The sequence below is a fragment of the Companilactobacillus huachuanensis genome, assembly GCF_005404815.1.
GTDB classification, from domain to species: domain Bacteria; phylum Bacillota; class Bacilli; order Lactobacillales; family Lactobacillaceae; genus Companilactobacillus; species Companilactobacillus huachuanensis.
Window position 1 is genome coordinate 51,064 of sequence record NZ_BJDF01000009.1, and the last position, 18,132, is coordinate 69,195.

The following is an 18,132-nucleotide window of genomic DNA, read 5'->3' on the forward strand; positions in this document are numbered from 1 at the left end:
GGCACACAAATATTTCCCAGCTCTTCCGACTAATTAATCGTTATTAATTGAATGTAAAAATATTTGATTGGTTTTATAACCATCTTATTTTAAATTCCAAAATATTATTGATGTGAATATTTGTAATTAACTAAAGGTTGAAAGTTTAGTTAAGTATGCCGTTTCCAGAGCTGAGAGTATTCATTTGCTGCGCGGAACGGCTCGAGCCAGAAAGCGGTCTCGAACCTCGGTTGAAGCCTCGCAAAACCCGCGAGTCTTCAACGCGCCCGGTGGTGTAATTGCTGAAGCAATAACGCCACTTTCGCTGCAAATGAATACTCTCAGCTCTTCCAACTAGTTTTTTTTATGGGTGGAACAATAAAATGAAGATTTCTGAGTATTTAAATAAATTAGCTTCAGGCCTGTAATAGCAATTGTTAGATTAATTTTTCACCTTTCGACCTTTAGTTCTTAACTGAATGTAAAAATATTCAATTGTTTTTATATCCAACCTATTTTAAATTGAAAAAATAATTGAAGTGAATATTTGTAATTAATTATCAATTAGCACTATACGTATTATTGAACGATGCCGCATATGTTAATTAATGTATTCATAAAATAAGTCGGAAGGACTGAGAACATTTACACGCTGTGGATGTGGCGTTATGGCTTTAGCCATTACACCACCGGGCGAGTTTGGAGACTTACCGGGTTTTGGTAAGGCTTCAAACCGAGATTCGAGACCGTATCTCAGGCTCGAATCGGTCCGCATAGTGAGTAAATGTTCTCAGTCCTGGAGACGGCACGACTCTTGATATTTACAACATTGCCTATAGATATATAATACCAGAAATGATTGAAAAGAGAATCAGTGGAAAATACTTATTTCACAATCTTAATTATACAGCCGTGAATAGCGTGCCATTCGGGAACCAATCAAAATTCTTTTATTGTGAAATCTTTGTGGTACGTTATAGGTATATATGATGTTAGGAGACGACAATTATGGCTGTTCGTGCATCCGATGAAATGATTAATGTTTTAACAAAGTGGGGCGTAGATAATATTTACGGCTTACCTGGGGATTCAGTTGATACTACGATTGATGCTTTATATCGAGTTCAAGATAAAATTACTTTTACCCATGTTCTACATGAAGAGGTGGCTGCATTATCTGCGGCTGCTCACGCTAAATTAACTGGTAAACTAGGTGTTTGTCTTTCAATTGGCGGACCAGGGGCAATTCATTTGTTGAATGGGCTTTACGATGCCAAAATGGATCACGTTCCAGTTCTGGCTATCGTGGGACAAGTTCAATCTAAACTATTAAATACCGATTTTTTTCAAGAAGTCGATACTCACGTATTATTTGATGATGTGGCTGTTTACAACAAAATCATTATGGATCCGCAATCATTGCCTAGAATTATGGACGAGGCAATTCGTACTGCTATTTCTAAAAAAGGTGTGGCCGTTCTAACAATTCCAGATGATATTCCTGATCACATGATTAAGGATAATTTTACGCCCAATGTTGATAATTTTGAGATGAAAAATTACAAGATTGATGATAATCAGATAAAAAAGGCCTTAGAAATGATCCAAAACCACTCTAATCCAATAGTTTTGGCTGGTGTTGGGATTAAAGATGCTAAATCAGAAATGAAGGCTTTTATTGAAAAATATAAATTACCTATTATCTTGACGATGCCTGCCAAAGGATTGGTCGATGATGATCACCCTTATAATCTGGGGCAATTAGGCAAACTGGGAACCAAACCAGCCTTTGAAATGATGCAAAAGGCCGATTTAGTGATCATGGTCGGTACGGATTATCCGTATACGACATATTTAAATAAGAAAGTTGATGCAATTCAAATTGATGTTAATGCCGATCGATTAGGCAAACGTCGTCACGTTAATATTGCGATTCAAGCCGATGCTAAAGAAACTTTGACACGTTTTAATGAATTGGGAGTCGCGGTTGAAAGCCGTCCTTATTTGGATGAAGCTGTTAAAAGGATTGGTCAATGGCGGATGTGGATGAAAGATGTTTATTCTAAAAAGCATCAAGGAGTTTTGCCATCATTGATGTTCCACAATATTAGTAAGAGTGCTCCTAGCGATACTATTTGGTCAATTGATGTGGGAACCTCCACTGCCTTTGGAGCTCGTTTTTTAACCGCCAAATCCAGTCAAATGTATACTATTTCGGCATGGCTTGGAACTATGGGCTGTGCACTTCCGGGAGCCATTGCGGCTAAAAAAGATTTTCCAGATCGTCCGGTCTATGCAATCGCAGGTGATGGTGCTACAGCCATGGTTATGCAGGATTTTGCGACTGCGGTCAGATATAATTTGCCGATTTTGTATATTGTTTTAAATAATAAGTTGTTGGCATTCATTGAATATGAGCAACAGTCAGCCGGTCAACAGAACTATGGAATAAGTTTGCCGGAAATTGATTTTGCCAAAGTTGCTGAAGCTTGCGGTGGAATCGGTGAACGAATTACGACTGATCAAGAATTTTCAGATGCAATCAAGAAATACCGTCACCCCGAAAAACCAGTTTTGCTTGATGTGGCTGTAACTGATGAAGCTCCATTGCCAGGAAAAATTATGATGGATGAAGCTCATGGTTATGCCAAGTTTGGATTTGACCATATACTTGATAAAGGTACGATGCCAAAACTGCCACCTATGAAAGAGATTTTACGGTCATTTTTGTAGAAATTAAATTGATAGACAAGATAAATAAAGAGCCACAATCCGATTTTGAGATTGTGACTCTTTATTTGGGTTAGATAATATAAGGGGGGTATTGTCATTCAGTTGTTACATCGTTGGCACTAACAAATTCGTTAGTGGCTACACGATAATATTTATCTTGGATATCATTGGTCTGTTTTATGTCGTCAGTGTTTCCAAGGTACGCTATATAATCACTGTACCAATTAGAATCATTATTTAAAGTACGGTCGGTAACATTAGTGCCTTCAGCCTTAAACAAGGGAGCAAAGCCTTGTGAGTTATTATTAACGCTAACGTTAGTTGAATTGGCAACATAGCGATAGACATCACTAGCTTTAACCCATTCATTAGTTGCAACTCTCAAATAATTTATTTTATCAACGGTGACCATTCTGTCACTGTACCAACCACTGTCAGGAGATAATTCACGATTGGTGACTTGGGTGATGGCACTAGTATTACGATCAAAAGACCATAGTTGAACAGCAGGTTTATCTGCGAAAGTGGCTACTGTTTGGATTAGGGATGTGATAGGAAGATAGTCATGACTTGAGCCTGAGTTAGAACTAGGTAAACTTCCGGTATAATACATATTTAATGTAAATGTTTTATCAATACTATTAGTAAATGTTTTTCTAAATATTATAGCAAGGTTCTCAAGGTTTATTGGCCAATCTTTATATTTGGGGAAACTCTCGCTGATCATTTGTTTTAAAACATCGATTGAAGCGGACATATCTGGGTTGCTAGTGGTTAGGTTACTTTTTTCAGAATCAAGTTTCCAAGCAGATGGAATATCAGTATTTTGAACCTTGTCCAAATCAGATTGTAGCATATCTTTAGAAAGTATGGCGAGTGAATAAACTGGTGAACTTGAATAAAGTTTACCGTTTAAGTAATCATTTTCATTAAGATATGTGTACATATAATAATGAAGTCCGCCCATAACAAATGTTTCCGTTTCACCTGGCTTAGCCTTGTAGTCAGTTAATAAATGTGTTGAATCAAATTTAAGAGTACCTTCTTTATTGATCCAATATGATGCCATCATTCCGTCAGTTGGTCCTTCTTGAGGAACATAAAAATATGGATATCCAGGTGTTGCTTTTGAAAAGTCGGCATTTGGACCAAGTTCAATTTCTGATGTTTCTGCAATATCAAATATTTGTTTCATATTATCGGCCGTTACATTGCTTGTATCAAAACTAGCGAGGTGCAGTTCCTTAAGATTAATTAAGTCATTAAACATGTAGGACATGTTTGTTACTTTCGAAGTGTCAAAATTGTTTAAGTTCAAGGATGAAATGTGTGGGGAGGCATCAAACATGTAACTCATATCTGTTACGTTTGAAGTATCAAAATTAGATACATCAATACTTGTTAGACCTGTTAAAATAGAAAGCATATGTGACATATTCGTAACTTTTGAAGTATTAAGGTTGGATAAATTCATTGATTTCATTCCCGACCAATTTGTATTATTAACGTTTCCAGCAAACAAATAGCTTGAATCCACTGGTGCGTATACTGAATTAGGACTGGCTAGACTAGTATCAATGGCCGTAATATTAAGATACGTATCACCAATTTTCTTTGTTGTTGAGCTATCCAAAGTTCCGTCAGTAAAATAAAGTGTCCCCTTATCAGTAATGAAATATGGTGAAGTTCCATCTACTCCCTGATGAACAACGGTCCCATCCATGCCAGAAGGTGGAGTGACACTATTGGTAGAATCGACAGGGTCTGCTACTTGCGTATTTTGGTCTAGCACTTGTTGATCCTGGGTTTGTGGCTGTTGAGTCTGATTTGGTACTTGCTGAGGTTGTGTTGGCGTTATCTCTTTTTCAGCTGGTTCCAAGTTTAAATTGGTTTTTGCAGCAACCGGAGTTTCAGGCTGTGTTGGTGTAGGTTGATTGCTGGTTGGTGCACTTGGAGTTGTCTCTGCAACTGGAGTTTGAGTTGTTTCAGTTGGTTGTGAATTAATATTATCATTTTGAACAATAGGTTGTTGAGTCGAAGCAACATCAGCCTTAACCGTTGTTGGACTCATGAAAAGTATTCCCCCAATAATCGATAAACTAGCAATAACAATCCAATTTTTACCGGACTTGACTAGCTTTTTCTTTAATATATTATTTGGATTTCTCTTAAGCTGTTGAAATCTCATGATTAATGCCCCTCTTAATATCATTTATAGAAAAATCATTACAATTTGAATTATAGGATTTATATATATATTTACAATATAATGGTATAAAAATATAATTAAAGGCTGAAATTTTGGGTAAGTATGCCGTTTCCAGAGCTGAGAGTATTCAATTGCTGCACGGAATGGCTCGAACCTGGGAAGCGGTCTCGGACCTCGCAAATGAATACTCTCATCTCTTCCAACTAATTTATTTTTTAATAGCAGGAACAATAAAACGAAGATGTATGATTATTTAAATAAATTAGCTCTAGGATTGTAACAGTAATGGATATATTAATTTTTCACCTATCAACCTTCAGCTAGAATTTTAAATAGTCTGGATATATATAAGCAATTGAATATTCCTGCATTCAATTAATAACGATTAATTAGTCGGAAGAGCTGGGAAATATTTGTGTGCCGTGGAAGTGTTGTTATGGCTTTAGCCATTACAACACCGGGCGTGTTTGGAGACTTGACGCACTATGTCAAGGCTTCAAACCGAGGTTCGAGACGCCTCCCAGGCTCGAGCCGTTCCGCACAGCAAGTGAATATTTCCCAGCTCTGTAGACGGGATATTTACAATATAATAATGGTATAAAAATATTACTAAATTAAAAAAGAACATCTCATTTGAGGTGTTCTTTTTGATTGACTATGTGTGACCTTATATTCAAATTATTATGATATCTAATATCACAATGGACTAAATTCCTGAATTACATACTCACTGGGAAGTGACTTATCATTATCTAAATATTTTTGATAGCGAGTTTTCTGAACAATCTCGTTATAAGCATCTTGAAGTTCTGCCATAGTATATTTTTGTTCCAATAAACTAGCAGGAGTTCTGTAAAAATCCGACATGTATTCTAACAATTTTTTGTCATCATTAATCATTGTTAAATACCTCCGACAACATAATAGTTCCTGAGTTAATTATTAGCAACTGCTCATAAATTAAAAAGTTTTTAATTTATCTTTAACCCAAATATACAGTCATAGCGGTGTACTACACGTGTTTCCTTTGATTATGTAGGATTTAACTTTCATAAAATTCTTGCAACTAAATTAAAAAACCATTAAAATATCAATATTTCAACAATAAAAAAATTAGGAGGTGTCTTTATGACAACGCAAAATGTAGATCATGACCACGAGGTGGATCACCGTTTGATTCAAAACGAAAATAAGTATTACGCTCAAGCATCTCGTATTAACTATTATGATTTGGTCATAGAATCAGCCCACGATGCAACTTTGATCGATGCTGATGGAAACGAGTATATTGACTTGTTGGCAAGCGCGTCTGCTATCAACGTTGGTCATACTAATGAAAAAGTAGTTAGAGCAATTCAAGAGCAGGCCGAAAAACTGATTCATTACACACCTGCCTATTTTCATCACCGTCCTGGACAAAAATTGGCTGAACGTTTGGTTAAGCTAGTTCCCGGTTCTGAGAAGAAAGTTGTTTTCTCAAATTCTGGATCTGAGGCTAACGATGCAATTATTAAATTCTCCAGAGCCTATACCGGTCGTCAATACATTGTTTCATACATGGATGCGTATCATGGCTCAACTTTTGGCTCCATGGCTTTGTCCGGTGTCAGTTTGAATATGACTCGCAAGATGGGTCCATTGATGCCTGGTGTCATTCATGTGCCATACCCGGATTTGTATCGCCGTTATTCTAATGAAACTGAGCATGACGTATCGTTACGGTACTTTAAGGCCTTCAAGGAACCGTTTGAAAGTTTTTTACCACCAGATGAAGTTGCCTGTGTATTGATTGAACCGATTCAAGGTGATGGGGGTATTCGTAAAGCTCCGGACGAATATATGAAATTAGTTTATGACTACTGCCATGAACATGGAATTCTCTTTGCTGTTGATGAAGTTAATCAAGGCATGGGACGTACTGGTAAAATGTGGAGTTACCAACAATTCGATGGCATCGAACCCGACTTGATGTCAGTGGGAAAGTCGCTTGCTTCCGGAATGCCTCTGTCAGCTACAATCGGTAGAAAAGAAATTATGGAAAGCCTTGATTCACCAGCACACGTCTTTACTACTGCTGGAAACCCCGTTTGTTGTGCCGCTTCCTTAGCAACTTTGGACGTTTTGGAAGAAGAAGATTTACTGGAGAAGTCGACTGTAGGCGGTTTTCACGCTGAAGCACGTTTTAAAGAGATGCAAAAGCATTACCAAGAAATTGGGGATGTGAGAATGTATGGTCTCGATGGTGGAATTGAATTAGTTAAGGATCGTGAGTCCAAAGAACCAAATCCCGATTTTGCTAACAAAGTGATTTATTATGCTTTTCAACATGGTGTTGTTATGATTACATTAAAAGGCAATATTCTTAGATTTCAACCGCCACTAGTAATCAGCCCTGAAGAATTGGACAAAGCGTTGGATGTTTTGGATGACGCTTTTGCCGCGGCAGAAAATAATCAAGTAATTATTCCAAATAACGAAAAAATAGGTTGGTAAATAAGGGAGAGAATTTTTTATGAGTGATTTTTTTAAACGTTTGACCTTAAAAGAAGATCCGAGTATATACGAGGATAAAGATTCACATTTAGTTCGAGTTTTAACAGTTAAGGATTTTTTGGCTTTAGGTGTTGGGACAATTGTTTCGACGTCAATCTTTACACTGCCCGGAGTCGTTGCCGCTGAGCATACTGGTCCGTCAGTAGTGTTCTCATTTATCGTTGCCGCAATTGTTGCTGGTTTGGTTGCCTTTGCCTATGCAGAAATGGCCGCTGCAATGCCATTCGCAGGTTCAGCGTATTCTTGGATCAACGTAATGTTTGGTGAATTCTTCGGTTGGGTTGCTGGTTGGGCCTTACTAGCAGAGTACTTCATCGCATTAGCCTTCGTTGGCTCCGGATTATCTGCCAATTTCAGAGGATTGTTGGAGCCTTTGGGAGTTCATTTCCCGAATGCCATTGCTAATACCTTTGGAAGTAATGGTGGTGTCGTCGATCTGGTCGCCGTGGTCGTAATTGCAGCTGTAGCGTGGCTGATTTCCCATGGTGCCGGTGGTGCTGCCAAAGTTGAAAATGTGCTAGTTGTGCTAAAAGTTTTGGCCGTTTTAACGTTTATTGTCGTTGGTATGACGGCTATTCACGTGAAAAATTATTTCCCGTTTATTCCTAAATATCGTGTTAATCCTGATGGAACTGCCTTTGGTGGTTGGCAAGGAATTTACGCTGGTGTTTCAATGATTTTCCTATCATATATTGGATTTGATTCCATTGCTGCTAATTCCGCTGAAGCTAAGGATCCTGGGAAAACAATGCCTCGTGGTATTCTAGGTTCACTAATGATTGCTGTTGTCTTGTTTGTAGCCGTTGCGCTAGTGCTCGTTGGGATGTTCAAATATTCTTCATACGCTAACAATGCTGAACCAGTTGGTTGGGCCTTGAGACATGCGGGACATCCAATTATTGCCAGTATCATTCAGGCAATTGCCGTTATCGGGATGTTTACCGCGTTGATAGGAATGATGTTAGCTGGTTCACGACTAGTTTATTCATTTGGACGAGACGGAATGTTGCCAAGTTGGTTAGGTAAGTTGAACAAAAATAATCTTCCTAATCATGCGTTATTAGTACTTACTATTGTTGGTATTTTGATTGGAGCCTTTTGTCCATTCGCATTCTTGGCACAATTGATCTCAGCGGGGACGTTGATTGCATTCATGTTTGTTTCATTGGGAATTTATCCATTGAGAAAACGTGAGGGTAAAGATATCAATATGCCCGATTTCAAAGTTCCATTTTATCCAGTTTTACCTGCGCTTGGATTTATCGGTTCACTGATTATTTTCTGGGGACTTGATATTCAAGCTAAGACATACGCCGGTATCTGGTTTGCCATTGGTTTGATTGTGTACTTTGCTTATGGGATGCATCATTCCACATTAGGTAAGAAAGCTGATGCTGAAAAAAAGAATAATAAATAAAGCAGCACTCTTCGGAGGCTGCTTTTTTGGTTTGGTTTTCTAAAGGTTGAAAGTTTGATGTATTATGCCGTTTCCAGAGCTGAGAGTATTCATTAGCTGCGCGGAACGGCTCGAGCCAAAGAACGGTCTCGAGTCTCGGTTGAAGCCTCGCAAAACCCGCGAGTCTTCAACGCGTCCGGTGGTGTAATTGCTGAAGCAATTACACCACTTTCGCTGCAAATGAATACTCTCAGCTCTTCCAACTAATTTATTTTTTTATGGCGAGAACAATAAAATGAAAACTTCTGCTTATGTAAATAAATTAGCTCTAGGGTTGTAACAACAATGGTTACATTTTTTTCACCTTTCAACCTTTAGGTAAGTAATTTATGAACAAAAAAAGAGCCGAGAGTGCACTCCGGGCTCCATGAATCTGACTGGCTTTCGGCTGTACCTAGGCTAGCTGACGATCGAATCGTCATTTCATATTTTCAATACTACTATGCTAATTTTGGACAGTCAACTACTGTGTGGAGATCTGTTATTGGAATAAATTAGCCGATGGGTTGATATGGTAAAGGTAGTTAAGAAATTTTGGGGACAAAAAAAGAGTTGAGAGTGCACTCTCAACTCGGCTATGGGTAAATCTGACTAGCTTTCGGCAGTACCTAGGCCAGCTGACGATCGAATCGTCATTTCATGTGTAGAAGAATACTATATTGTCTCTAGATAGTCAATTAGTTTGCCCAATAGCCTGCTAATTGCCAGAATAATATGGGCAGTTTAAATAATGCAAAAAGGCCAACCATATCTGGACTAATATGGATGACCTTATGTGTTCTTCTATGTTGTAAGGAGATTCACACACAGACTGGTGTGAGAATTAAGTATATCATGAGTGTTTCAAAAAATGTACTCAAAATCCAATCGAATTTGTTGTACAAAATGTATAAAAGGTATTATTTATTTATAGAACACAGTGATATTAACTCTTATCAGTGAAAAGATAATGCCAATTAATAAAATAGTAAAAAATTATGGGCATTTAGTGTGTCACTTTTTCGGAATAGAACTATAATGGGTCTTGTAACAAAGGAGGTTGTTGAATTATGGCAGAAGTAGATCCATCAAAGATGGCTGATGCAGCCATTGCAAAAGAACCAGAAGTATTAAACCTAAAGATGAGTGAGGCTTTCGACTGGAGCGATGATAAGACAGTTGTTCGTGACGCAATCTGGGATTATTTCATGGAGAACAACAATCACGATACAGTTAAGACTGAAGAAGCTGAAAAACCATTCCTCGATATGAAGGATGACGATGTTCGCGACTTTGTCGAAAAGAACCTTAAAAAATAAATCTTTAATTTTCCTTTAGACTTCAAGATGTGATGTCTAAAGGATTTTTTTTGCATTTTTTTAAATAATTTTAATATATAACATGATATAAAAAAAGATAGAATTTTCAGTTTTGGAAATTCTATCTTTTATTTTGACTTGGAATCGTTATAAACCATAGTAACCACGTCATCAACGACATTAAATAGGAAGTCCATCACGCGTTTCTTAAATTCTTTGCTGGCAATAAAGTTGGCCGATTGATGAACAATGAAATTAACAACAACTTTTGGAGCTTTGGACTCAGAAAATCTTTTCATTATTTCATCCTCCTACGCATAACTTTGAACATTTTTCTAAGAAAGCGATTTGACGTTTCACGAGCTAGATGATCATAGGCTAAGTAATGTAATTGTCGTTTCGAAAGGCTGGAATCTTGCGCCAGTTGTAATTCGAGGTAGGCGTACAACTCCTTAGGTTTTAGGTCAGTGTTCTTGGTAAATTCATCTATTCGCTTATCAACAGCCTCTTCGATTTCCTCATGAATAATACCGTAAGAAAGGCCGTCAGGTAAAACTCTATCGTGTTCATGCAACTCATGTTCAACATGTAACTTTAAGTTAAGCTTGGTTTCATCATTAAAATCATCGATTTTTTGAGTAACGTCAGATAATTTTTTGCTTTCAGTCAAATTTATCACCCCTCGCAATTATTAATTTAATTATAGTCTGAACAAATTTAGATAACAAAAAAAGTCTCCCAGATAAGGAGGCTTTTGAGCTAATAGACACGTTCGTGTGCATGATATTTATAAATCATTTCATCGGTTATTTTATTATTTTGATGTTCGTCATATGATATTGTCCAAGGAGTGTCACTTTTATGAGTAAGATCCTTTAGGAAGTATGGATCTTCAATTGTACGTTTATCCTTTGTTATAGAGTCTAGAATATTTTTAATATGTTCATATTCTCCAACTTTTATCAGTTTACTAACTACAGGGGAAATGGAAATGATATCTGATTTAAATGAAGGCTCTATTTTTGAACGATAATTAAATTTGTACTTTTCCCAAAGTCCAGCATCAACGGGACCATAGTTAAAAGCTGCAAAATCATTACAGTTGTTGTTACAGCCTAGAGTTAATTTATTTAAATAATTAGGAGTTTTCGCTTTATTATTTCTTTCGTAAAAAAACTAGTTGGAAGAGCTGAGAGTATTCATTTGCAGCGAAAGTGGCGTTATTGCTTTAGCAATTACACCACCGGGCGTGTTGAAGACTCGCGGGTTTTGCGAGGCTTCAACCGAGGTCCGAGACCGCTCTTTGGCTCGGGCCGTTCCGCGCAGCAATTGAATACTCTCAGCTCTGGAAACGGCATACTTAACTAAACTTTCAACCTTTAGTTAGACACTAAAAAAGCCTCCCACAAGGGGAGACTTCTTCTATATTAGGGAGGGAGATTGTATTAGTTTGTTTATATATACTTCTCATATCTTTTAGTAATTCGAAATTCTTGCTTACCACTTTCTATAATAGTTGGTAAATGTGAAGAAATTGTGAAAAATAGAAATATCCCTAATTATTGTGTAACTGATGTCGCAAATTCTGGTTCGCTGGTAACATTTTGATCGGCTTGATTTACTTGCATGTTTGAACTTTGAGTCCATTCGTTAGTTGAAACTTGATAGAAAGTATAACCATATTTGTTTTGAACTTGTTGGCCAACTTTCCATTGAGAGCCCTCTTGTAATTGACGTCCTGAAAATGAATCCATCGAAGTGTCATAGACATCAGCAGGACCATTAACAACTGTACCTACAACGGGCTGTTGTTGTTCAGATTGTTGAGTCTGCTGTGTTTCGGTCTGAGTCGCAGCTTGAGGTGTAGCGATGTTCAAATTACTTGCTGCAACATATTCATCAGTTGCAATTTGAACATAACTTTCGCCATTAAGAGTAACAGTTTGACCAACGTTCCAAGATGAACCAGCTGGTAATATAACGCCACTGACTGCTTGACCTTGGCTGTTGACGACGGCCGTTGCCCATTTAACTGTTCCAATTTGACCTGAATTGGCAACTTGAGTTTCATATGAACTAGTTTGTACCTGTGATTGCGTTTGAGCAGCTTGAGTTTGACTACTGATATTTAAATTATTAGCAGCAATCCATTCATTCGTAGCAACTTGATAATATGTTACGCCATTGATTTGTTTAGTGTTACCGAGTTTCCAAGCACTATTGTTTGGAAGAAAAGTGCTGGTGATAGTTTGACCTTGGTCATTAACCAAGACTCCACTACCAGTGACAGTTCCGACTAAACCACCAACTTCTGCTGTATCTGCCGCACTTACGCTTTGAGGTGACAAATTAGACAGGACGGTTGGAGCGATTAACAAAGCTAATGCTGAGCCGATTAAAACTTTATTCTTTTTCATCAATTAAACCTCCTCGTTTTATTTTGCGGTTCACGTTAAACCTATAATGCAATCAGTAAATTCGCAATAGCTTTAAGAAACAGTTAATGGAAATGTTATCAAATCTTTAAAAATAGATTTTACTTTTTTGGTGTGTGCCGCCTTCGGGTGTGAGTGATTCCGCCGCTGTGAGACCGGTTCGAGCCAAGGTCTCGAACCTCGATTTTGAGCTTCGCATAAACCGCGAATCTCAAAATACGTCTGTGGAGTAAGAACGGAAGTGCACCGTCCTAACTCCACTGTCACTGCTGGCTCCATCACTCACACCCGAAGGCTAAGTTTTTTTAGTGGGCAGTGGATTACTTTGATTCGGTAGTATGGTTAAACGTATCTCTAGGAAAACAGTAGCAGTAAATTGAGAAGTATTTATGGACTGTGTGTGAACTGCATAATAATATATACATAGAACGGAGGGTGATAGCTAATGATTAATCCTGAGTCACTAAATCAAGAGGTTAAGATGTTCAAAAATGGAAATACGTATGCTTTTAGAATATCGGAAAAGGATTGCGAGTTTATGAAGGCTGATGAAGGGACTGAATTTGAAAAGATTGTTTCGCCTGACGGAAAAGAGATAACATTCAAAAAAGTAGAGAGTGCCACTTCGAATATTCTTGAAGCAGCCAATAATATTTATGATGAACATGAGGATATTATGAAGCGACTAGAGAATTTATGATATTTCTGACGGCAAACATATTTTTAAAGTGGCTTTTTTGAACACTGACAACGTTTTAAAACCTACGATATTATAATATTAAAAATTTTTGAAGTTACTGGATGTATCACCGAAGGTGGTTAACTAAATATACCGAATAGTCCAAATATCAAGGAACAAAGCATTATTGCTTTTCAGATCTTGCTTTTTTAGTCCTTAAATCACAAAACTAAAACAAATAAAAAACCTCCAACCCAATGAGTCGGAGGAGCTGAGTGAGAAGTATTCACCAGCAGTGAAAGTGGTGTTATGGCTTTAGCCATTACAGCACAGGACGTATTTTGAGATTCGCGGTCCAGGCGAAGCTCAAAATCGAGGCTCGAGACCGCACCTTGGCTCGAGCCGGTCCCACAGCAGGCGAAATACTTCTCGCTCAGCTCCGGAGACGGCCTAGTTCATAAAATTGGAAAAGTCTGAAGAATACCCCTTAATACTAAACTTATGATAAGTTTTCAAATCACGATCAGCCAATTTTACGATGATTGAATTGGTGATTGTATGTTGCTTAGAACGGATGGTTGGTCTGACTTTGTAGATCAGACCATATTCAGATGGCTTCTTCATTTTATAGACATTAATAGAAACATTTTGGTAATTGCCCCAGTCAAAGGGGCCATCTTTTTTGTCGATTGCCGTTCGAGCCATTTTGATAAATTGTTTTTTCTGATATTTATTCAACTTGTGCGTCTGTTTGCTCTCTAAGGTTATCTGATTGCCCGAAGAGTAACAGTAGGGCGCTGAATGATAATTCCGATATAGTTGAGGAATTCCAAAAGCCCCCATTAATATTAAAATGCAGACGATCCAGATAGCTCGGGTCGTGTGCTTTTTTACTTTTGCCTCGGTCATGTGTATCTCCTACGTGTATTAAATATAACGTATACTATTATACTGATTTTTTTGAGACTTTAACAATTTGCTTTTATTTCGATAAATTGAATTGCAACATTAAAAAAAACAATTGCAACATTATAATGTTGCAATCAAAAAAATAATGTTACAATTTCTTGAATTTAGGAATGTGTCTATTGAACAACTGCAGAAAGCTCTTGTTGTTCTTCTTTTATTTGTAGAATAAATATACTGTATGAATGGACATGATTAACGCTGACATATCCACTGAATATTGATTTTTTAGCCATTTGTAACATTATTTTGGACATCGTAACATTGCGATGAAACAATACGATAAAAAATGTTACAAAAGGAAAATTAATATGATGAATAATATTTCTGATAAATTAGATTATTTCAGAAGAGAGAGCGGAATATCGGTAGAGATAAAGAAGCAACTCGAGATACCAATGTCAAATTTAGACAAGAAGGTATCAGTAGTTTATTGTGCCTCAATTCTTAATAGAGAAATCAATCTCATAGATTACCAGACCAGAAGTGTTAAAAGAGCAGCTGTTATAATCCAAAGAATAAAAGAAAATAATGAATTGAATTCTGTTGTAATGGTTACTCAATTGAGCAAGGATGATAGAAAATTCTTAATCAAGCAGGGAATCCCTTTTATAACTCTAGAAGGAGAGATATTTCTTCCTTTTCTTGGGGCAAAATTGTTTCCAAATAAAATAAAAATATTCAACGACAACAAAACTCTATTACCTGTTGGTCAGAGACTATATATGTTCATTTTGATGATGATGCTTATAGTAGAAAAAAATCGAGTAGCCTTTGTAGAGATGGGTGATAAAAATATTTTAATTAATGACCTGAAGCAATTGGTTATTAAAGGCGGACAAAAATTTTATAGCCGTGTCGGTAAACGTATTGGTATCCATAATAGAATTAGCTTTTCCAGAGCAACCAATGATTTAATTTCTCATGGACTACTCAAGGCGTCTGGTGAAACAGTTGATCGAATATATACGTATCCATTAGGAAGCCGAGCATACTTTGAAGCTGGACTTGAATATCTAGTTTCACCTGTGAATGGAAAAGAATTGAAGTTTGATGCTGTTGATAACAAGGATGTCGTTGAAACTTTAGATTATTCCAAACTAATGAAGAGTGGTTTTACAGCATTGAGTAAAGTAACTATGATTTCGGATGATTGGAGAAAAACATTTGTCGCAGACAAAGATATGTTTAATACATTGTCAGATACTGTAATTAAGAAAACCGGCGAATCAATTGTGGAACCATTTAATACTGATTTGCAATTCTTAATTCAGGTTCAAAAGTATGATTTGCAATTTTTTAACGTACTTTATAGACAGGCAGATAAAGAATACCCCGAGGATGTAGTTGATCCTTTTAACTTGTATTTGATGATGTCAAAAGAAAATTATGATGAACGTGTAGATTCTGAATTGGAAGAAATGCTAGACAATATCTAGAGGAATAATTGATGCCATTTGAAAATTTATTGAATTGGTTGAGAATATTGATAAAAGAGAATTCAAATTAAAATTTCGACATATGAATTCAGCTGACAGACCCAATCAAGTAGATGTCATTACCGATCTAAACAATTTATTGCCAAAATAAAAAGCATCCAGTCAATTTGATTGGATGCTTTTCTACTATGATACATGATACATGGAATTAAATTAGTTTCGAATCTTAGCATCAGAAGGTTGGATAGTATCACGACCATCAGCACGAGCATTCTTGATAGCACGGATAATATCGTTGTCACTCCAAGCACCAACTGTCTTAACACCTTGGTCAGTCAATTGTTGACGAGCGTTAGCAATATCAGCGTCAGTAATTTCTTTACCTTCACCCTTACGAGATTCAACATCGAAGTCACCCTTAGATGCAGGATTACTGCTTTGGTCATCAGTTGTTGTTGTACTAGTATTGCTGTCAGTTGAAGTATCACTACTATCAGTATTAGTTTCATTAGTAGCAGTCACTGAAGCAGCAGGGAGCGAGTCTAACAATTCCTTAGCTTGCGTGTAAAGATCAGAGTAATACTTGCCCTTAACGCCCTTAGAATTAGTTACTTGCTCTAGTAATGAACGAGCTTGGTCATTGGAACCAGACTTGATCAAAGCCTTAGCATTTTTAATATCAAGTTTAAAGTTATTACGAGTTACTTGGATCTTCTTAACTTGCGTGAGCATTGTCTTTGCCTTAGTAGTCATTTTTTTATTGCCATTTTCTTGATTCTTAGCAATTGTTAAAGCTTTTTTAGCGGCGGAAAATTGACGATTGTTCATCGATTTCTTAGCTTTTACCAAGTTAGTAGCTTGTTTTTCAGAAGCTGTGGCTTTGTCAGTCTTCTTAGCTTTGACGGCGGACTCGAAGTGATCAGCAGCCTTAGTATAGTTTTGGGCGCTGACAGCGTCGTTACCCTTGGTCATTTCTGTCTTATAAGCGGCACTGTTGTCAGTGCTTTTGCTTGATGATGAAGAATTACTGCAGCCGGCTAGAATTAGTGCCAAACCTGTTGTTGCGAGTAATAAAGCTTTTTTCATTTTTTGATTCCTCCATTTAATACTGGTTGGATTATAACATGGAACTGGGGGTGTTGAAAAATGCCGCCTCCGGTTGTCAGATGATGGAGTCCCGCTATGGGACCGGTTCGAGCCTGGGGAGCGGTCTCGAACCTCGATTTTGAGCCGGAGTTCGCGTCTCAAAAGTCGTCCTGTGGAGTAAGAACGAGAGGTGCACTCGTCCTAACTCCACCTGCACAGCGGGCTCCATCACTGACAACCGGAGGCTGGGATATTTCATTAATTTAAAGAAGTTTTTCATTTGTGTATAATTATTTATGAATAAAAATTAGGAGGATTATTAAAATGGAGGATATAAAGGGATTGGAACATTATTATTCAACGTGTTCGAAAGATGAGTTGGAATTAAGAATTAATAATTTTGATGAGAATAGATATATTGGTTATATTAAATCTTTTACAACTTGGTTCTCGGCGGTAATGTTCTCATTCATAACATTTATGGGAGTTATGTACTCAGTTACTATGGGTTTCTATCAAAAATATGCATATGTCAAGGGGCACTCGTCAAAATGGTTCACAGGATATAAAAAAGAGCTTAATTTTTATTTGCTCAATGTAATAGGAGGACTAACTTTTACATTAATTATAATTGCTATTGCTTTAGGTATAATCATCGCTTTTAATAATGAGGATGAGAAAGAAAGGGAACTTCTATATCGCTATTATCATAAGAAGGACTCGGAAATATTTCCAATTAAGAACAAATAAAAGATAATCAACAAAATGTACTTACTATTTAGGATCATTTGACTCGTAATTATTTGATTTAGGGTGACAACTATACAAATCAGGATTTAAATGACTTTAAAACATATATATATATACCGGGATTATTCATGGTTCTAATAAAAAATGCGCAACTTCATGATCTGCATGAGGTTGCGCATTTCGTGATTTTTACCCACTGGGTGTACCTTCGTGATATTGTTATAGTCTACGAAAACGAAACAATCGGTGGTTCAACACAATGTCTACTTTACTATCTACCCAATCTATTCATGAATAGATTGGGTAGTAGATTTACTGAAATTCGGTATTGATCTTTGAATTGATTCTGGAATTAATCTTGATGTCCAACAATTATAGGAAGAATCTGGATCAGATTGTTAATTAAGACATCATACTTTCGAATTAATTCATCCATAAATCGCAGTCTAACAAACATCAATAATCATCAAAAAAACTAGCCACCGGGTGCGAGGGAGTCTAACCAGCAGTGAAAGTGGTGTTATGGCTTTAGCCATTACAGCACAGGAC

General features: G+C 37.0%; 14 protein-coding genes. 7 read left to right on the forward strand and 7 right to left on the reverse strand.

The features are described 5' to 3' along the window. Nucleotides 1–987 precede the first annotated feature (987 nt). Nucleotides 988–2,712 (forward strand): pyruvate oxidase, encoded by a 1,725-nt coding sequence (locus FFM71_RS06550; protein WP_137611373.1) that lies wholly within the window; start codon nt 988–990, stop codon nt 2,710–2,712. Between the two features lie 94 nt (nt 2,713–2,806). On the opposite strand, the gene FFM71_RS06555 is transcribed toward FFM71_RS06550, so the two are convergent. Then, nucleotides 2,807–4,900: a BspA family leucine-rich repeat surface protein gene (locus FFM71_RS06555; RefSeq protein WP_171000494.1), complete on the reverse strand. Its 2,094-nt coding sequence runs from the start codon at nt 4,898–4,900 to the stop codon at nt 2,807–2,809. A 717-nt stretch (nt 4,901–5,617) separates the two neighbouring features. Then, nucleotides 5,618–5,821 (reverse strand): hypothetical protein, encoded by a 204-nt coding sequence (locus FFM71_RS06560; protein ID WP_137611375.1) that lies wholly within the window; start codon nt 5,819–5,821, stop codon nt 5,618–5,620. 228 nt (nt 5,822–6,049) lie between these two features. On the opposite strand from FFM71_RS06560, the gene FFM71_RS06565 reads away from it, so the two are divergent. The 3 genes from FFM71_RS06565 (at nt 6,050) to FFM71_RS06575 (ending at nt 10,228) form a co-directional block, all read left to right on the forward strand. Continuing rightward, the gene (locus tag FFM71_RS06565) at nt 6,050–7,414 is read left to right on the forward strand and encodes an aspartate aminotransferase family protein (RefSeq protein ID WP_137611376.1); all 1,365 of its coding nucleotides are present in this window, start codon (nt 6,050–6,052) and stop codon (nt 7,412–7,414) included. Nucleotides 7,415–7,433: 19 nt separating this feature from the next. Continuing rightward, nucleotides 7,434–8,891, forward strand: coding sequence for an APC family permease (locus FFM71_RS06570; RefSeq protein ID WP_137611377.1), 1,458 nt, complete (start codon nt 7,434–7,436; stop codon nt 8,889–8,891). Between the two features lie 1,088 nt (nt 8,892–9,979). Further along, a complete protein-coding gene (locus FFM71_RS06575; RefSeq protein ID WP_137611378.1) occupies nt 9,980–10,228 on the forward strand; it encodes a P8 family protein in 249 nt (82 codons plus the stop codon). Between the two features lie 128 nt (nt 10,229–10,356). Here the strand turns inward: FFM71_RS06575 and FFM71_RS13405 are convergent, their stop codons facing one another. The 3 genes from FFM71_RS13405 to FFM71_RS06585 form a co-directional block, all read right to left on the reverse strand. Continuing rightward, on the reverse strand, nt 10,357–10,527 hold the full coding sequence (locus FFM71_RS13405) for a hypothetical protein (RefSeq protein WP_171000495.1): 171 nt from the start codon (nt 10,525–10,527) through the stop codon (nt 10,357–10,359). Continuing rightward, complete coding sequence (locus FFM71_RS06580; protein WP_137611379.1) at nt 10,527–10,898, reverse strand: hypothetical protein; 372 nt, start codon at nt 10,896–10,898, stop codon at nt 10,527–10,529. The genes FFM71_RS13405 and FFM71_RS06580 overlap by 1 nt, the downstream gene beginning before the upstream one ends. 889 nt (nt 10,899–11,787) lie before the next feature. Further along, nucleotides 11,788–12,645: an SLAP domain-containing protein gene (locus FFM71_RS06585; protein WP_137611380.1), complete on the reverse strand. Its 858-nt coding sequence runs from the start codon at nt 12,643–12,645 to the stop codon at nt 11,788–11,790. Nucleotides 12,646–13,108: 463 nt separating this feature from the next. Here FFM71_RS06585 and FFM71_RS06590 point away from each other — a divergent pair, with 463 nt between their 5' ends. Continuing rightward, entirely contained in the window at nt 13,109–13,363 is a 255-nt protein-coding gene (locus tag FFM71_RS06590) for an AbrB family transcriptional regulator (RefSeq protein ID WP_137611381.1), read from the forward strand. A 429-nt stretch (nt 13,364–13,792) separates the two neighbouring features. Here FFM71_RS06590 and FFM71_RS06595 read toward each other — a convergent pair whose 3' ends face one another. Further along, nucleotides 13,793–14,251 carry a hypothetical protein gene (locus tag FFM71_RS06595; RefSeq protein WP_137611382.1) on the reverse strand — a complete coding sequence of 153 codons (459 nt, stop codon included), beginning with the start codon at nt 14,249–14,251 and terminating at the stop codon, nt 13,793–13,795. Between the two features lie 368 nt (nt 14,252–14,619). On the opposite strand from FFM71_RS06595, the gene FFM71_RS06600 reads away from it, so the two are divergent. Next, nucleotides 14,620–15,747 (forward strand): hypothetical protein, encoded by a 1,128-nt coding sequence (locus FFM71_RS06600; protein ID WP_137611383.1) that lies wholly within the window; start codon nt 14,620–14,622, stop codon nt 15,745–15,747. A gap of 213 nt (nt 15,748–15,960) precedes the next feature. Here the strand turns inward: FFM71_RS06600 and FFM71_RS06605 are convergent, their stop codons facing one another. Further along, a complete protein-coding gene (locus FFM71_RS06605) occupies nt 15,961–16,833 on the reverse strand; it encodes a hypothetical protein (RefSeq protein WP_137611384.1) in 873 nt (290 codons plus the stop codon). A 324-nt stretch (nt 16,834–17,157) separates the two neighbouring features. Between FFM71_RS06605 and FFM71_RS06610 the strand changes: the two genes are divergently transcribed. Then, on the forward strand, nt 17,158–17,583 hold the full coding sequence (locus tag FFM71_RS06610) for a hypothetical protein (RefSeq protein ID WP_137611385.1): 426 nt from the start codon (nt 17,158–17,160) through the stop codon (nt 17,581–17,583). Nucleotides 17,584–18,132 lie beyond the last annotated feature (549 nt).

Coding starts and splice junctions, on each gene's coding strand:
- FFM71_RS06610 (WP_137611385.1), top strand. CDS start 17,158: ATGGAGGATATAAAGGGATTGGAACATTATTATTCAACGTGTTCGAAA.
- FFM71_RS06605 (WP_137611384.1), bottom strand. CDS start 16,833: ATGAAAAAAGCTTTATTACTCGCAACAACAGGTTTGGCACTAATTCTA.
- FFM71_RS06550 (WP_137611373.1), top strand. CDS start 988: ATGGCTGTTCGTGCATCCGATGAAATGATTAATGTTTTAACAAAGTGG.
- FFM71_RS06555 (WP_171000494.1), bottom strand. CDS start 4,900: ATGAGATTTCAACAGCTTAAGAGAAATCCAAATAATATATTAAAGAAA.
- FFM71_RS13405 (WP_171000495.1), bottom strand. CDS start 10,527: ATGAAAAGATTTTCTGAGTCCAAAGCTCCAAAAGTTGTTGTTAATTTC.
- FFM71_RS06570 (WP_137611377.1), top strand. CDS start 7,434: ATGAGTGATTTTTTTAAACGTTTGACCTTAAAAGAAGATCCGAGTATA.
- FFM71_RS06590 (WP_137611381.1), top strand. CDS start 13,109: ATGATTAATCCTGAGTCACTAAATCAAGAGGTTAAGATGTTCAAAAAT.
- FFM71_RS06565 (WP_137611376.1), top strand. CDS start 6,050: ATGACAACGCAAAATGTAGATCATGACCACGAGGTGGATCACCGTTTG.
- FFM71_RS06585 (WP_137611380.1), bottom strand. CDS start 12,645: ATGAAAAAGAATAAAGTTTTAATCGGCTCAGCATTAGCTTTGTTAATC.
- FFM71_RS06595 (WP_137611382.1), bottom strand. CDS start 14,251: ATGACCGAGGCAAAAGTAAAAAAGCACACGACCCGAGCTATCTGGATC.
- FFM71_RS06560 (WP_137611375.1), bottom strand. CDS start 5,821: ATGATTAATGATGACAAAAAATTGTTAGAATACATGTCGGATTTTTAC.
- FFM71_RS06600 (WP_137611383.1), top strand. CDS start 14,620: ATGATGAATAATATTTCTGATAAATTAGATTATTTCAGAAGAGAGAGC.
- FFM71_RS06575 (WP_137611378.1), top strand. CDS start 9,980: ATGGCAGAAGTAGATCCATCAAAGATGGCTGATGCAGCCATTGCAAAA.